Genomic DNA, 14265 nt, shown 5'->3' with positions numbered 1-14265 from the left:
GAGATGATTACCCAGCCGGGCTTCGGCCATATCCTCAACATCGCCGATGCCCGTCGCGCCGCCGCGCGCCGCCTGCCGCGCGGGCTGTTCGAGTATATCGACCGCGGCAGCGAGGACGAGATTGCCATCGGAACGAACCGCAGGCAGCTCGACGCGATCCGGCTCGCCCCCAGGGTGCTGGTCGATGTGTCGCGGCCCTCCACGGAGGCCGAAATCCTCGGCCACGGGTTACCGCTTCCGCTGGCCGTCGCGCCCACGGCGGTGGCTGGGCTCATCTGGCATGATGGCGAGATCGCGCTCGGAAAGGCGGCTGCCCGGACGGGCGTCCCGTTCTGCGTCTCGACACAATCGATCACCGCGATCGAACGCATCGCGGCCGAGTCCGGTGCCCGGCTCTGGTTCCAGCTCTACGTCTGGAAGAACCGGCAGCGGATGCTGGCGCTGCTCGACCGCGCCTGGGCTGCGGGTGCCGAGACGCTCATGCTCACGGTCGACACGCCCGTCGGGCCCAACCGCGAGTACAACACCCGCAACGGCTTCGGCATTCCGCTCAAGGCGTCCTGGCGCGCCGGGGTCGATGTCGCACTGCGTCCGCGCTGGGCGATTCGCGTGATGCTGCGCGCGCTGGCGACCGGCGGCGTGCCGACCTATGCGCACTACCCCGAGGAATTTCGCACGAAACTCGGCCAGGCCGCGCTGTCCGACGATGTCGCCCTGGCTGCTGATGTGACCTGGGAGGATGTGAAGCTGCTGCGACGGCATTGGCGCGGCAAGCTCGTGCTCAAGGGCATCTTACGTGTCGATGATGCACTTGCAGCGGCCTCGCATGGCTGTGACGCCATCGTCGTGTCGAACCACGGCGCCCGCAATCTCGATTGCGCAGCCGGGCCAACGGAGGTGTTACCGGCCATCGCCGACGCGGCCGGCGAGCGCGTCGAGATCCTGGCGGACAGCGGCGTGCGCCGCGGCGTGGATATTGCGCGCTTCCTCGCGCTGGGAGCACGAGGCGTCCTTGTCGGCCGCGCACCGCTGTTCGGCCTTGCGATTGGCGGAGCCGACGGTGCAGAACGGATTCTCGACATCCTCGCCGCTGAACTTCGAACGGCGATGGGTTTCCTGGGCACACCGCGGTTGGCCGATCTGCCGGTCACCCTTCGAAGACCCAACCAGTAACAGGTAGGAATCGACACGGTCCGACGCACCGGCCCAATAGGCCCCGTCGCCGCGGCGCAGGCGCCGGTCGGCATCGGCCAACGGAACATGGCGGGCCAGCAGCGCTCATCACATATTTTGCGATCGCCTGCTCGTGGCCGGCAAGAGCCTGTCCCGATCAGCCTGCAGCAAGTTGCGGCGGGCGCAGCATCGGCGTCAGGACCGGCGACGATCCGGTCTGGATAGTTCCAAGAATTTCGAACCCGTGCCGCTGATAGAGCGGGATATTCCGCGGATTCGACGATTCCAGATAGGCTGCGGCGCCCTCGCGGTCGCAGCGTGCGAGCGCATGACACATGAGCGCGCCTCCGATCCCCTGTCCCTGCCGCGCTGGGTCGGTGCCGATCAGCGGCAGATACCAGTGCGGGACCTCTGGGTGATAGCGCGCCATCGCATCGAACATCGCGTCGACATCGGACAGGATCGCCGGATCGGCATTCGCCTTGATGAGACGATCGAGCGTCTCGATGTCGGGCTCCACGCCGGGCGGCAACCACATGGCCGCGCCACCGCCATCCTCGCTCACATAGGCGCTGTCGCTGTCATAGGCGGCAGCGCCGAAGGCGCGGATCAGCTCGGGCATCACAGCGAGATAGGTCTGCGGGTCTCTCAGCGACCAGCGCGCCATCGGATCGCTCGCGAAGGCAAGCGTGATCAGTGCGGAGACGGCGCTCTCCTCGTCGCGGGAGGCGGAACGGACAGCAATGGACGTCATGGCATGGTCCGGATGATTGCAGTCGGCCCCATCGGATATGGGATCGCCGGCACGCTTGTGCCATGACGGCGCGCCCGCAAGAGTCAGGATGCGGACGGGTGCCGGCAGTCCGCCACCCGCGCAACAGGCATCATGATGATGATGATGATGCCGAGCTGGATCGGATCGAGCTCGATCGAGGCCGGCAGTGGCACGAAGTTCGGCCCAAGCAGCATAATCGCCGGCTGCAGGTCGATCGGCGGGCCGACGAGAAGCAGCAGCGGGTTCACCGCGAGGATGGCGAGACCGGGGTCATGCCGTGCCGACCTGTGGCTGGCAAGCGCGTATGCGATCTGCCGATTGCGCTCGGCAAATTGATATGAGGCGGGCTCGATTGACGATCTCGCTTCCGCTTGAGTGAAATCTGGCAGGCCCTCCGCCTGATAATGCCGGATGAGGACTCAGGAGCTTTGCGAGTTTTCAGCTGTTCGTGGATTGAGTGTCGTCCTGCGTTGGCCTCGACGCCGGGGCTGCGGCACGGGTTGCCGGCTTGGCCTTGCCGCCGCGCAGCAAATCCCAGCTGTTCGGCTGGCTGACCGAGCGACGCAGATAGGCAACGGTCGCCGAAGCCTCGGCCGGGCTCATGTCCTGGCGGGCGACTTGTTCGGCGTCCTGGAAACGCCCCTGCAGGCCGAGCACCAGGACGAGGTTCTGGCGTACCCTGGCGTCAGCACCAGGGACGGCTGCGGCCTCGCGCAACACGCGCTCGGCATCCGGCAGGCGCTTCGACAGGGCGAGCGACAGGCCGAGATTGGACATCACGGTCGGCTCGTTCGGCGCGAGCTTCAGCGCGGCCGCGTAGAGCTGCTGGGCACGCTCATGCTCGCCCAGCTGGTCGGCAACGGTGCCTTGTGCCGACAGGATCCGCCAGTCGGGCCTCTCCGGCAGATGGGCGCGGCTGAGGACGTCGTCGGCCTGCTTCAAGCGGCCATTGTCGGCGAGCGAGCGGCCATAGGCGCCCAGCAGTTCGCGATCTTCGGTGTGGATGAGCACTGCGCCTTCCAGGATGGCGAGGGCCTGGGCGTTCTTGTCGAGCGCGCGCAGCGCCCGCGAATAGAAGAAGGCAGCGTTTCGGTCCTTCTGATTCGCCTCGTAGCGCGGGGCCCATTGCGCCTCCTCGCTGCGCCATTGCGCCTCGGTGCGCGGCTGGATCTGCCTGGCGCCGATCGAGCCGGTGACGTCGCCGGAACCGCCGCGCATCTGGCAGGCGCCGAGCGCGAGGCAGAGGGCCGAAGCCGCGGCGAAATGGCCGAAACGGAGTGCGCGAATGCGGATGGACATCAGCCGGAATGCCTCGCCGGTGCGGGAAAGCTGTTGCCCTCGGTGATAAAACGTTAACCCTAACGGATTGTTAATCGGGCGGATTCGCGTGGGCCTGAATGCCGGCGCCAGAGGCTCGTCATCCGAGGTCCGTCGATCGTGCATCCGTTGCTGCTCCCTGCCGGAACGCCCGCCATCCCCGTCCATTGCGTCGCCAAGGCCGACTGGCTGGCCTTGCAAGAAAAACTCGCGCCCGTCTCACGCAGCTTTGCGCGAGCTCAGGGCTTCGAAGCACGGACGGGACAGCATGTCCTGCTGCCGGATGCAGCGGGTTCTCTTGCCGCCGTGCTGCTCGGGGTCGATGCTGTGGGGCCACGCCGGCGCGATCCGTTCGCGCCCGGCCGTCTCGTCACGAGCCTGCCGCCGGGCGATTACGCTTTGGCGGGCGATATCGGCGATGCCGGCCTTGCCGCGCTTGGCTGGCTGCTCACCGCCTATCGTTTCGAGCGCTACCGCAAGCCAAAGCCGGTCGCAGCGCGGCTCGTCCTGCCCGAGGGCGTCGATGGCGAGGAGTTGAGCAACCTCGCCGAGGCGACGGCGCTGGCGCGCGATCTCGTCAACACCTCCGCCGCCGATCTCGGCCCCGTCGAGATCGAGGCGGCCATGCGGACGCTGGCTGAAACCTATGGCGCCGAGGTCGGCAGTACCGTCGGCGACGATCTGCTCGCGGCCAATTTTCCGATGATCCATGCCGTCGGCCGGGCGTCGACCAGGGCGCCTCGGCTGATCGATCTCCATTGGGGCGCGGCCGATCATCCCAAGGTGACTCTGGTCGGCAAGGGCGTCGCCTTCGACACTGGCGGGCTCAACCTCAAGACCGATGCCGGCATGCTGCTGATGAAGAAGGACATGGGCGGTGCGGCGGCGGCGATCGCGGCGGCGCGCATGATCATGCAGGCGAAGCTGAAGGTCCGCCTGCGTCTCCTCGTCCCGGCGGTCGAGAACGCCGTCTCCGGCGCCTCCTTCCGCCCCGGCGATGTTTTGCCGAGCCGAAAAGGACTGACCGTCGAGATAGGCAACACCGATGCGGAAGGCCGGCTCATCCTCGCCGATGCGCTGGCGCTCGCCGACGAGGAGGCGCCCGAGCTGCTGATCGATTTCGCCACGCTGACCGGCGCCGCCCGCGTCGCGCTCGGCCCCGATCTGCCGCCTTTCTATACCCATGACGACGGGCTGGCCGCCGAGATCGCCCGCCTCAGCGCCGCGGTGAACGATCCGGTCTGGCGCATGCCGCTCTGGCCGCCCTATGACGGGATGCTCGACTCGAAGATCGCCGACCTGAACAACGTCTCCGGCGGCGCCTTCGCCGGCTCGGTGACCGCCGCGCTCTTCCTCAACCGCTTCGTCGAGAAGAGTCGGTCCTATGCTCATTTCGACATCTACGGCTGGAACCCGTCGAGCAAGCCGGGACGTCCTGAAGGCGGCGAATGCCAGGCGGCGCGGCTGACCTATGCCTTGGCGAAGCAGCTTTACGGCGTGCGTTGAGCACAAACCGTCATTGCGAGCGAAGCGAAGAATTCCAGGGGCGGCAGCGTTCTGCGTCCTCCTGGATTGCTTCGTCGCTGGCGCTCCTCGCAATGACGGGGGCGCCCGTTAAGCCTGCTACGTGACTCCGGTTGCGCACCGTTCGCGCCGCGATAATGATACGGCCCCGTAACGATCCGGGGACGGCATGGCGCTGGAGATCAAGCCAACGCAGGCGCTCAGGCTCTGGCGCGAAGTGCATCTCGATTTGGTGCGCGATACGCAAGCCGATCTCTCGGTGCGCCAGACTGCGATCCTGCTGACGATCTATCTGGAGCTGCCGCCGCATACCGTGCGCGGCCTTGCGGCGCGGCTCGGCGTCACCAAGCCGGTGATAACCCGGGCCCTCGACAGCATGGGCAAGCTCGGCCTGGTCACGCGCAAGCGCGACGAGTTCGACAAGCGCAATGTCGTGATTCAGCGGACCGTAGCGGGTGCCTTGGCGGTCGAGCACCTTGCCGATCTCGTAACCGCTAGAGCTCGCGAACTCGGCGCGGCCTGAGGTCCGCGCTTCGCCCGTTAACCGGACCGAGCTAGAGTGCGGCCATGACCACGATTCTCGACCGCCGCCTCACCCCTGCCCGCCCGGACCTCGCCGCCCGTCATCTCGACGGCAAGGTTGAGGCGATGGCCTTCGCCGATCCGATCCCGATGCGGGTGGTGACGCCGTCAGCGCCGCTGCGGCGCGAGCCGCGGCCCGATGCGTCGCTCGACACCGAGGCGCTCGCCGGCGAAGCGGTCCGGGTCTACGAGCAGCATGAGGGTTGGGCCTGGGGCCAGCTCGTCGGCGATTCCTATGTCGGTTATCTGCCCGAGGATTGCCTGGCCGGCGACGCGCCGGTGCCGACGCATCGCGTCAGCGCGCTTCGGACCTTCGTCTATCCGGGTCCTTCGATCAAATTGCCCCCGCTCGAGGCGCTGTCCATCGGTGCGGCACTGGCGGTTACCGGCGAGAGCGGCGACTTCTTCACGACCGGGCACGGCGGCCACATCTTCAAGCAGCATCTTAGCCCGCGCGAGCAGCATGAGCCGGATTTCGTCGCGGTCGCCGAGCGCTTCCTGCACGTGCCCTATTTCTGGGGCGGCAAGACCAGCCTCGGCCTCGACTGCTCGGCGCTGGTCCAGCTCTCGCTGGCTGCGGCGGGCGTGGCCGCCCCGCGCGACTCGGACATGCAGGAGCGAGGTCTCGGCGAGGCTGTCGCTTTCGAAGAAGGACTCGATAACCTTCACCGCGGCGATCTGGTGTTCTGGAAGGGCCATGTCGGCATCATGACCGACCCGGACACGCTACTGCACGCCACCGCCTTCACCATGAGCGTGATCAGCGAGCCCTTGCGCCCGGCGCGCGACCGCATCCTCGCCCGCAAGGGCGGGTCGATCACCGCGATCAAGAGGCTGAAGGCTCAATAACCGCGCGTCGGGTCGACGACGTTCTCGAGCTCGCCCCCGGCCTCCAGCCGCCTGATCTGCGCCGCGACCCGGTCGGCGACGGCTTCCGGCGCCGACATGGCGGCATTATGCGGCGTCACCGTCACGGCGGGATGGCTCCAGAGCGGCGAGTCCTGCGGCAGCGGCTCGGTCTCGAAGACGTCCAGCACCGCAGCCCTGAGCTCGCCAGCGTCGAGCGCCGCGAGGATGTCTGTCTCGACCTGCAACTTGCCGCGACCGACATTGATCAGCGCCGCCCCGCCGAGCCGGCCATTGCGGGCGAGGCTCGCAAGCAGCGGGCGGTTCAGGATGCCTTGCGTTTCCGGGGTGTGCGGCAGCAGGCTGACCAGAATGTCGCTGCGGGCGAGGAAGGCCGCCATGCCGTCCTCGCCGGAGAAGGTGGCGAGCCCTTCGATCGTCTTTGGCGAGCGGCTCCAGCCGGCGACATCGAAGCCGATGATCTGCAGCTTGCGCGCCGCGTCCTGGCCGAGCTCGCCCAGCCCCATGATGCCGACGCGGACCTCGCGCGCCGCTGGCTGGTGACGGTCGTCATCCCAGGACTTCTCGCGCTGCTGCCGGTCGTAGCGGCGCTGCTGGCGCAGCTGCATCAGACAGTGCATGACGACATATTCGCTCATCCGCGTCGTCAGGTCGGGATCGATCACCCGCGCGATCGGCACCTCCGGCAACCGGCTGTCGGTGAAGAGATGATCGACGCCGGCGCCGAGCGAGAAGATCGCGGCGAGGTTGGGCAGGCCGGCAAGGCTGCCCTCGGGATGCTTCCAGCTCGCGACATAGTGGACGGCGCGCCGGTCGAAGGGCTCGCCCAATGTGACGATCGGCAGCTCCGGCAGCAGCGCCGCGAAGCGCTCGCGCCAGCTCTCGACATGCCAGCCGGTGATCGCCAGAAGCAGGCTCATAAGCGGAAACTTTCCTAGGCGGTGATGATCAATGGGCCACGCGTAACGGCGGTCTCGCCGCGGCGATAGGCGCTCTTCAGGCGGATGCGGGCCGCGTCGAAACCGGCCTCGCTGCGGGCATGGATGATGCCGAGCGGCCGGTCCGGCCCGACCCGGTCGCCGAGTCCGGCGAGCTCGACGATGCCGACCGCATGGTCGATCTCGTCCTGCGGGCGGGTGCGGCCGCCGCCGAGCGCAACGACGGCGAGGCCGATGCCGCGCGTATCGATCGCTTCGACCAGGCCCGGCCTGTCCGAGAACACCGGCCGGACGATCGGCGCCCGGGCGAGATGGCGCTCGGGATGCTCCAGCAGGTCGGCAGGGCCGCCGAGCGCCGCGATCATGTGGATGAAGCGCTCCGCCGCGGCGCCGCTGGCGAAGGCGTCCTCGACCTTCGCGACCGCTTCCTCGCGCGTCGCCGCCAGCCGGCCGAGCAGCAGCATCTCGGCGGAGAGCGCCACCGTGACCTCGTGGAAGCGCGGCTCGCGCCGGCGCCCCGTCAGATGGTCGAGCGCATAGGCGACTTCGAGCGCATTGCCGGCAGCCGAAGCCAAGGGCTCGCTCATATCGGTGAGCAGGGCCCGCGTCGGCAGGCCGGCGCCGTTGCCGACGTCGGAGAGGCTCTGCGCCAGGGCCTCGGCCTTGTCGAAATCGCGCATGAAGGCGCCGGAGCCGAATTTCACATCCATGGCGAGGCCATGCAGGCCGGCGGCGAGCTTCTTCGACAGGATCGAGGCGGTGATCAGCGGGATCGATTCGACCGTGCCGGTTACGTCCCGGATCGCATAGAGCCGCTTGTCTGCCGGGGCGAGGTCGGCAGTCTGGCCGATAATGGCGCAGCCGACTTCGCGCACGACCTGGCGGAAGAGGTCGATCCCCGGCTGGGTGACATAGCCCGGTACCGCATCGAGCTTGTCGAGCGTGCCGCCGGTATGGCCGAGGCCGCGGCCGGAGATCATCGGGACATAGCCGCCGCAGGCTGCCACTGCCGCAGCGAGCGGCAGCGAGACCGTATCGCCGACGCCGCCGGTCGAGTGCTTGTCGAGCGCCGGTCCCGGCAGGTCGCGCCAGTCCAGCACCGTGCCGGAATCGCGCATGGCGAGCGTCAGCGCAACGCGTTCCTCGGCATCCATGTCGCGGAAGAAGATCGCCATGGCGAAGGCCGCGGCCTGGCCCTCGCTGACCGAGCCGTCGGTCAGGCCCGCGATCATTTGCCGGATGTCCTGGGCATTGAGGCGCTCGCCGTCGCGCTTGGCGGCGATGATCTCCTGCGGCAGGCGCATCAATAGGCTCCGTCGGTCCGTTCGGCCGGGGCGGTGCCGGCGATGATGTCGGCGAGCACGCCGTAGAGGCCGCTGGCGCCGAAGCGGAAGGTCTTTTGCGTCGCCCAGTCCGGACCCATCAGCTCGCCGGCGAGGTCGAGATAGCTCTTCGCATCGGCGAGCGTACGCAGGCCGCCGGACGGCTTCAGGCCGACCGGCCTGCCAGAGGCTTTTATCGCCTCCAGCATGGTGCGGGCGGCCTCCGGCGTGGCCGAGATCCTGGTCTTGCCGGTCGAGGTCTTGATGAAGTCGGCGCCGGCCGCGATGGCGAGTTCGGACGCGGCGCGGACGGAAGCCCGAGCCGGATATTCGCCGGTTTCAAGGATGACCTTGAGCGTCTTGTCACCGCAACTGCCGCGCGCCTCGGCGACCATTTCGCGCGCGATCTCGACATCGCCGGCGAGGAAGGCGCGCCAGGGCAGCACGAGGTCGATTTCGTCGGCGCCGTCGGCGATGGCCTCGTTGATATCGCTGCCGATCAGGCTGCAATTGCTATTGCCGGCCGGGAAGTTGATCACGGTCGCGATCCTGACCGGGGAACCCTTCAGCGTCTGGCGCGCCAGCTTGACGAATTGCGGCCAGATGCAGATCGCCGCGACTGGGCCGGGCACCGCGACGGCGCGGGCGCAGAGCTGCAGCGCGCCGGTCTCGCTGGCCTGATCGGACAGATCCGTCAGGTCGAGCAGGCGCAATGCACGCAAGGCGAGGTCGGCATCGGACATCGGCATCAGAGCTCGCTCAGGAAGGAACGCAGCACACGCCGCAGCGCCGTGGTCGCGGTCGCGGCGACATCGCGCGTCTCGCCATGGCTCGGTGCGCCGCCGAGGATGCCGGCGCCCATATTGGTGACGATCGAGATGCCGGCGACGCGCAGCCCGTAGCGCCGCGCCAGGATCACCTCCGGCACGGTCGACATGCCGACGAGATCGGCGCCGAGCATCTTGGCCATCTTGATCTCGGCTGGTGTCTCGAAGCTCGGCCCGGAGAACCACATGTAGACACCCTCGCCCATATTGGCGCCGCTGGCGGCGGCGGCCTTCTTCAGGCGGGCGCGCAGATGCGGGTCATAGGCGTCGATCATCGGCACGAAGCGGCCGTCGCCGGTATCGCCGACCAATGGGTTGGGGGCGTTGAAGTTGATATGGTCGGTGATCAGCGCAAGGCTGCCGGGCCGCAAATCGGGCCGCAGCGAGCCGGCGGCGTTGGTGAGCACCAGCGGCGGCGAGCCGAAGGCGGCGAGCATGCCGAGCGGCACACGCATGATGGCGGGGTCGCCGGTTTCGTAGAAATGCGCGCGCCCCTCGAAGACCAGCACGCGCTTGCCGTGCAGCACGCCATAGCTCAGCCGCTTGGCGTGACCTGAGACCGAGCCCTTCGGGAAGCCGGGAATCTCCTCGAAGGGGATCGAGATCGGCTCGACCATGTCGTCGATGATGCGTCCAAGCCCGGTGCCGAGCACGATGGCGCAGTCGATGCCGCCATCGATGCCACGATCGATCAGTACCGATGCCGCTTGGTCGAAAAGCGCATCCGCCGCCATGTTGTCTGCTCCATTGGCGCGTTGTCCGCGCTCATCGGGTCGCCTGGGCGGCGCCCGCAAATCAGGTCGGCAAATTGGCCGGTCCGAACGAGGCTGGCAACAGCTCGGCCAGCGAAAAGCGTGCGCGGATGCCTTCGGCTCCGGCGATGACGATCGGCGTCTCCGGTTGGGCGAATTCGCGGATGCGCTGGCGGCAGGCGCCGCAGGGCGTCACCAACTCGGTTCCATCGCCGATGACGAGGATGGCGCGGATGGCGCGCGCCCCGCCCGCGACCATTGCCGAAATCGCGCCGGCCTCGGCGCAGGCACCGACAGGATAGGCGGCATTCTCGACATTGCAGCCGGGATAGACCGCGCCGTCATCGGCCAGGATGGCCGCGCCGACCTTGAAGCGCGAATAGGGCGCATAGGCTCGTTGCTGCGCAGCCAGGGCAGCGGTGAAGAGAGCGTCGAGATCGGGTTCGGCTGACACTCAGCGTTCTTTCACATAAGGCAGGCCGGAGGCCTTCGGCGGCGTCGCCCTGCCGATGAAACCGGCGAGCAGCACCACCGTCATCACATAGGGCAGGGCCTGGATCGCCTGAACCGGCACCAGGCCGATGCCGGGCAGGCTGACACCTTGCAGTCTTATCGCGACCGCATCGAGCAGGCCGAAGAGCAGGCAGGCGAACAGGGCCGGCCAGGGCCGCCAATTGGCGAAGATCACGGCGGCGAGCGCGATGAAGCCCTTGCCGGCGGTCATCTGCGGCAGGAAGCCCGCCGATTGCGAGACGGCGAGATAGGTGCCGCCCAGCCCGCAGAGCGCGCCGCAGATGATCACCGCCGCATAGCGCAGACCGGCGACCGAGACGCCGGCGGTGTCGACCGCGGCCGGGTTCTCGCCGACGGCGCGCAGACGCAGGCCAAAGCGCGTGTGCTTCAGCGTCAGCGCCGTTAGCACGAGCGCGAGCACGGCGAGGTAGACCGGCGCGGCATGGCCGGAGATCGCGATGTCGTAGATCGGGCCGAGGACCGGGATGCCCTTGATCTCCCCGACCAGAGGCAGGTCGATCTCGGGGAAGCGCGCCGCGCCTTCGAGGTTCGGCGTGCGTCCGCCTTGGCCGTACCAGGCATTGCCGAGGATGGCGGTAAGCCCGACCGCCAGCATGTTGATCGCGACACCGGAGACGATCTGGTTGCCGCGCCAGGTGATCGCGGCAAAGCCGTGTACCAGCGAGAGCGCGATCGCGGCGAGGATGCCGGCCCCGAGCCCCGCCCAAGCCGAGCCGCTATGGTAGGCGACGACGGCCGAGGCGAAGGCGGCGATCAGCATCTTGCCTTCGAGGCCGATGTCGACGACGCCGGAGCGCTCCGACCAGAGCCCGGCCAGCGCCGCGCAAAGCAGCGGGATCGACAGCCTGATCGTCGAATCGAGGATGACGGCGAGCGTCTGGACGATCTCCATCGCCTAGCCTCCACGCCCGAAATTGAGCACACCGGCAACGAGCCGCCGGAACAGCCCGTCGAGCGCGCCGGCGAAGAGGATGACGATGCCGCCGATGACCACGACCATGTCGCGGGTGATGGTCGGCTTGTCGAAGGAGAGCTCGGCTCCGCCCTGGTAGAGCACGCCGAAGAGCAAAGCGGCGAGGCCGACACCGACCGGGTGCCCGCGCCCCATCAGCGCGACCGCGATGCCGACGAAGCCGTAGCCGGCGGTGAAATCGAGCACCAACCGGTGCTGCACGCCCATCGCCTCGTTGACCGCGAGCCCGCCGGCGAGCGCACCTGAGAGCGCCATCGCGACCATGGTGATCCGCGCCGGCGAGATGCCGGCATAGGCGGCGGCGCGCGGATTGGCGCCGACGGTGCGGATCGCATAGCCGAGCCTGGAGCGATAGATCAGCGCCCAGACCGCGACGAGAGAAGCGAGCGCCAGCAGAAACGAGGTGTTGAGCGGCGTCGAGGGCAGTTTCAGCCCGAAGGCGCCAAGCAGCTCGTGGATCGGCGTCAGCACCGCCTGCTTCGGGAAATCCGGGGTCTCCGGCTGCATCGAGCCCGCTTTTCCCATCACCTCGACCAGGAGATAGACGATCAACGTCGCCGCGATGAAGTTGAACATGATCGTGGTGATCACGACATGGCTGCCGCGCGTCGCCTGCAGATAGCCGGGGATGAAGGCCCAGAGCGCCCCGCCTGCAGCCGCGGCGAGAATGGCGAGCGGCATGAGCAGGACGCCCGGCAGCGGCGCGAGCCAGAGGCAGGCGATCGCGGCGAAGATGCCGGCGATGGTGGCCTGGCCCTCGCCACCGATATTGAACAGGCCGGCATGAAAGGCGACCGCGACGGCGAGCCCGGTGAAGATGAAATTGGTGGTGTAGTAGAGCGTGAAGCCGAGCCCCTCCAGGCTGCCGAGCGAGCCCTTCAGCAGCAGCGCCGTCGCCTCTAGCGGGCTTTCCCCGATCGAAAGCACGACGAGCCCGGCGACAACAAGGGCCGCGGCGACCGAGACCAGCGGGACCAGCGCGGTGTCGGCCCAGCGAGGCAGGTCGAGCGGGGCGGCGCTCATGCTGCCCGCTCGCTGACGCCGGCCATCAGCAGGCCGAGATCGCGCTCGTCGGTCGTGGTCGCCTCGCGCTCGCCGGTGATCTGGCCGCCGCAAAGCGCCAGGATCCGGTCGGAGAGCGCCATCACCTCTTCCAGCTCGACCGAGACGAGCAGGATCGCGACGCCGGCATCGCGCAGCGCGATCAGGCGGCGATGGATGAACTCGATCGCGCCGATATCGACGCCGCGCGTCGGCTGGCCGACGAGCAGCACCTTCGGCGCCCGCTCGATCTCGCGGGCGAGCACGATCTTCTGCTGGTTGCCGCCGGAGAACTTCGCCGTCTTCAAGGTAGGGTCGACCGGCCGGACATCGTAATCCTGCATGCCGGCACGGGCATGCTGCTCGATCAGCGTCGGCGACAGGAAGGGGCCGCGTCCGAAGGCCGGGTCGTCATGATAGCCGAGGATGGCGTTCTCGGCCGCGGCGAAGGCGGTGACGAGGCCGGTCCGCAAGCGGTCCTCGGGGATATGCATCAGGCCGAGCCGGCGCAGATTGGCCGGGTTGCGGTCGGCGGCGTTGAGGATTGTCCCGCCGAGCCGGATCACCCCGCGTGCCGGCTGGGTCAGCCCGGCGAGCACGTCGAGCAACTCGCTCTGGCCGTTGCCGGCGACACCGGCGATGCCGACGATCTCGCCTTTATGCAGAGTGAGAGACGCGTCCCGCAGCGTTTCGCAGCCGCGCTCGTCGACCACCGTCAGGCCGGCTGCTTCGAGCACCGGCGCGCCGCGCTGGCGCGGGCTCTTTTCGACGCGCAGCAGCACGCGCCGGCCGACCATCGCCTCGGCGAGCTCGGCCGGGGAGGTCCGTTCCGTCTCAACATGGGCGACCATCTCGCCGCGCCGCATCACCGAGACGCGGTCGGTCACCGCCATGATCTCGCGCAGCTTGTGGGTGATCAGGATGACCGTCTTGCCTTGCGCCTTCAGCGCCCTGAGCAATTCGAAGAGCTGGTCGGCCTCGGCCGGGGTCAGCACAGCGGTAGGCTCATCGAGGATCAGCACCTGCGCGCCGCGATAGAGCGCCTTCAGGATCTCGACGCGCTGCTGCAGGCCGACCGAGAGCGTACCTACGATCGCATCGGGATCGATGGCGAGGCCGTATTCCTGGGAGAGCCGCGCCAGCTCCGCCCGCGCCTTGGCAATGCCGCCCTTGAGCAGCGCCGCACCCTCGGCACCGAGCACGATGTTCTCGACCACGCTGAGCGGTTCCACCAGCATGAAATGCTGATGGACCATGCCGATCCCAGCGGCGATCGCCTCCGAGGAGGAGCGGATGCGCCGCGCTTCGCCGCGCACCCGGATCTCGCCGGCATCGGCCTCGTAGAAGCCGTAGAGGATCGACATCAGCGTCGACTTGCCGGCGCCGTTCTCGCCGACGATGCCGTGGATCGAGCTGGCGGCGACGGTGAGTGACACGTCCTTGTTGGCCTTGACCGGGCCGAAACTCTTGCTGATCCCGGTCAGCTCGATCGCAGGGGGGAGTGCTGTTGCCGTCATGACGCGGGAACCGCGACGCAGAACCCCTCTCCCGGATGGGAGAGGGGTAGGGGTGAGGGACCGCCGGTGCAATAGGAAACGCAACGGCGCCGCTGCGACCTTAATTGGATAGGGCAGGCCCTC

At 68.2% G+C, this 14265-nt stretch carries 15 protein-coding genes; 4 read left to right on the top strand and 11 right to left on the bottom strand.

Annotated elements, in window-relative coordinates; genetic code table 11:
* The first annotated feature begins 3 nt into the window (after positions 1–3).
* On the top strand, positions 4–1173 hold the full coding sequence (locus B6S44_RS27960) for an alpha-hydroxy acid oxidase (protein ID WP_129160194.1): 1170 nt from the start codon (positions 4–6) through the stop codon (positions 1171–1173).
* 157 nt (positions 1174–1330) lie between these two features.
* Here B6S44_RS27960 and B6S44_RS27950 read toward each other — a convergent pair whose 3' ends face one another.
* The 3 genes from B6S44_RS27950 to B6S44_RS27940 all read right to left on the bottom strand — a co-directional run bounded on the left by B6S44_RS27950 (position 1331) and on the right by B6S44_RS27940 (position 3247).
* A complete protein-coding gene (locus tag B6S44_RS27950) occupies positions 1331–1927 on the bottom strand; it encodes a GNAT family N-acetyltransferase (protein WP_129160192.1) in 597 nt (198 codons plus the stop codon).
* An 83-nt stretch (positions 1928–2010) separates the two neighbouring features.
* On the bottom strand, positions 2011–2205 hold the full coding sequence (locus tag B6S44_RS29545; RefSeq protein WP_282568210.1) for a TRAP transporter large permease subunit: 195 nt from the start codon (positions 2203–2205) through the stop codon (positions 2011–2013).
* A 181-nt stretch (positions 2206–2386) separates the two neighbouring features.
* Positions 2387–3247, bottom strand: coding sequence for a tetratricopeptide repeat protein (locus tag B6S44_RS27940; protein ID WP_129160188.1), 861 nt, complete (start codon positions 3245–3247; stop codon positions 2387–2389).
* 138 nt (positions 3248–3385) lie between these two features.
* Here B6S44_RS27940 and B6S44_RS27935 point away from each other — a divergent pair, with 138 nt between their 5' ends.
* The 3 genes from B6S44_RS27935 to B6S44_RS27925 all read left to right on the top strand — a co-directional run bounded on the left by B6S44_RS27935 (position 3386) and on the right by B6S44_RS27925 (position 6220).
* Positions 3386–4771 (top strand): leucyl aminopeptidase family protein, encoded by a 1386-nt coding sequence (locus B6S44_RS27935; protein WP_129160186.1) that lies wholly within the window; start codon positions 3386–3388, stop codon positions 4769–4771.
* Between the two features lie 187 nt (positions 4772–4958).
* Complete coding sequence (locus tag B6S44_RS27930) at positions 4959–5312, top strand: MarR family transcriptional regulator (protein ID WP_129160184.1); 354 nt, start codon at positions 4959–4961, stop codon at positions 5310–5312.
* Between the two features lie 44 nt (positions 5313–5356).
* The gene (locus tag B6S44_RS27925) at positions 5357–6220 is read left to right on the top strand and encodes a C40 family peptidase (RefSeq protein WP_129160183.1); all 864 of its coding nucleotides are present in this window, start codon (positions 5357–5359) and stop codon (positions 6218–6220) included.
* Here B6S44_RS27925 and B6S44_RS27920 read toward each other — a convergent pair.
* The 8 genes from B6S44_RS27920 to B6S44_RS27885 form a co-directional block, all read right to left on the bottom strand.
* Positions 6214–7158, bottom strand: coding sequence for a 2-hydroxyacid dehydrogenase (locus tag B6S44_RS27920; RefSeq protein ID WP_129160181.1), 945 nt, complete (start codon positions 7156–7158; stop codon positions 6214–6216). The two genes, B6S44_RS27925 and B6S44_RS27920, sit on opposite strands and share 7 nt — an antisense overlap.
* Before the next feature lie 14 nt (positions 7159–7172).
* Positions 7173–8480 (bottom strand): thymidine phosphorylase, encoded by a 1308-nt coding sequence (gene deoA, locus B6S44_RS27915; protein ID WP_129160179.1) that lies wholly within the window; start codon positions 8478–8480, stop codon positions 7173–7175.
* Positions 8480–9241 carry a deoxyribose-phosphate aldolase gene (deoC, locus tag B6S44_RS27910; RefSeq protein WP_129160437.1) on the bottom strand — a complete coding sequence of 254 codons (762 nt, stop codon included), beginning with the start codon at positions 9239–9241 and terminating at the stop codon, positions 8480–8482. Before deoC ends, deoA begins: the two co-directional genes overlap by 1 nt.
* A 5-nt stretch (positions 9242–9246) precedes the next feature.
* Positions 9247–10059 carry a purine-nucleoside phosphorylase gene (locus B6S44_RS27905; protein WP_129160178.1) on the bottom strand — a complete coding sequence of 271 codons (813 nt, stop codon included), beginning with the start codon at positions 10057–10059 and terminating at the stop codon, positions 9247–9249.
* Positions 10060–10120: 61 nt separating this feature from the next.
* Positions 10121–10531, bottom strand: a complete 411-nt coding sequence (locus B6S44_RS27900; RefSeq protein WP_129160176.1) for a cytidine deaminase — start codon at positions 10529–10531, stop codon at positions 10121–10123.
* Entirely contained in the window at positions 10532–11503 is a 972-nt protein-coding gene (locus B6S44_RS27895; RefSeq protein ID WP_129160174.1) for an ABC transporter permease, read from the bottom strand.
* 3 nt (positions 11504–11506) lie between these two features.
* Positions 11507–12607: an ABC transporter permease gene (locus B6S44_RS27890; protein WP_129160173.1), complete on the bottom strand. Its 1101-nt coding sequence runs from the start codon at positions 12605–12607 to the stop codon at positions 11507–11509.
* Entirely contained in the window at positions 12604–14142 is a 1539-nt protein-coding gene (locus B6S44_RS27885; RefSeq protein WP_129160172.1) for an ABC transporter ATP-binding protein, read from the bottom strand. The genes B6S44_RS27890 and B6S44_RS27885 overlap by 4 nt, the downstream gene beginning before the upstream one ends.
* Positions 14143–14265: the final 123 nt, after the last annotated feature.

The sequence above is a fragment of the Allobosea sp. Tri-44 genome (genome assembly GCF_004123845.1).
Taxonomy (GTDB): domain Bacteria; phylum Pseudomonadota; class Alphaproteobacteria; order Rhizobiales; family Beijerinckiaceae; genus Allobosea.
This window is presented reverse-complemented; position numbering and strand designations above follow the sequence as displayed.

Coding starts and splice junctions, on each gene's coding strand:
- B6S44_RS27895 (WP_129160174.1), bottom strand. CDS start 11,503: ATGGAGATCGTCCAGACGCTCGCCGTCATCCTCGATTCGACGATCAGG.
- B6S44_RS27890 (WP_129160173.1), bottom strand. CDS start 12,607: ATGAGCGCCGCCCCGCTCGACCTGCCTCGCTGGGCCGACACCGCGCTG.
- B6S44_RS27925 (WP_129160183.1), top strand. CDS start 5,357: ATGACCACGATTCTCGACCGCCGCCTCACCCCTGCCCGCCCGGACCTC.
- B6S44_RS27885 (WP_129160172.1), bottom strand. CDS start 14,142: ATGACGGCAACAGCACTCCCCCCTGCGATCGAGCTGACCGGGATCAGC.
- B6S44_RS27930 (WP_129160184.1), top strand. CDS start 4,959: ATGGCGCTGGAGATCAAGCCAACGCAGGCGCTCAGGCTCTGGCGCGAA.
- B6S44_RS27940 (WP_129160188.1), bottom strand. CDS start 3,247: ATGTCCATCCGCATTCGCGCACTCCGTTTCGGCCATTTCGCCGCGGCT.
- B6S44_RS27960 (WP_129160194.1), top strand. CDS start 4: ATGATTACCCAGCCGGGCTTCGGCCATATCCTCAACATCGCCGATGCC.
- B6S44_RS27920 (WP_129160181.1), bottom strand. CDS start 7,158: ATGAGCCTGCTTCTGGCGATCACCGGCTGGCATGTCGAGAGCTGGCGC.
- B6S44_RS27905 (WP_129160178.1), bottom strand. CDS start 10,059: ATGGCGGCGGATGCGCTTTTCGACCAAGCGGCATCGGTACTGATCGAT.
- B6S44_RS27950 (WP_129160192.1), bottom strand. CDS start 1,927: ATGACGTCCATTGCTGTCCGTTCCGCCTCCCGCGACGAGGAGAGCGCC.
- deoC (WP_129160437.1), bottom strand. CDS start 9,241: ATGTCCGATGCCGACCTCGCCTTGCGTGCATTGCGCCTGCTCGACCTG.
- deoA (WP_129160179.1), bottom strand. CDS start 8,480: ATGCGCCTGCCGCAGGAGATCATCGCCGCCAAGCGCGACGGCGAGCGC.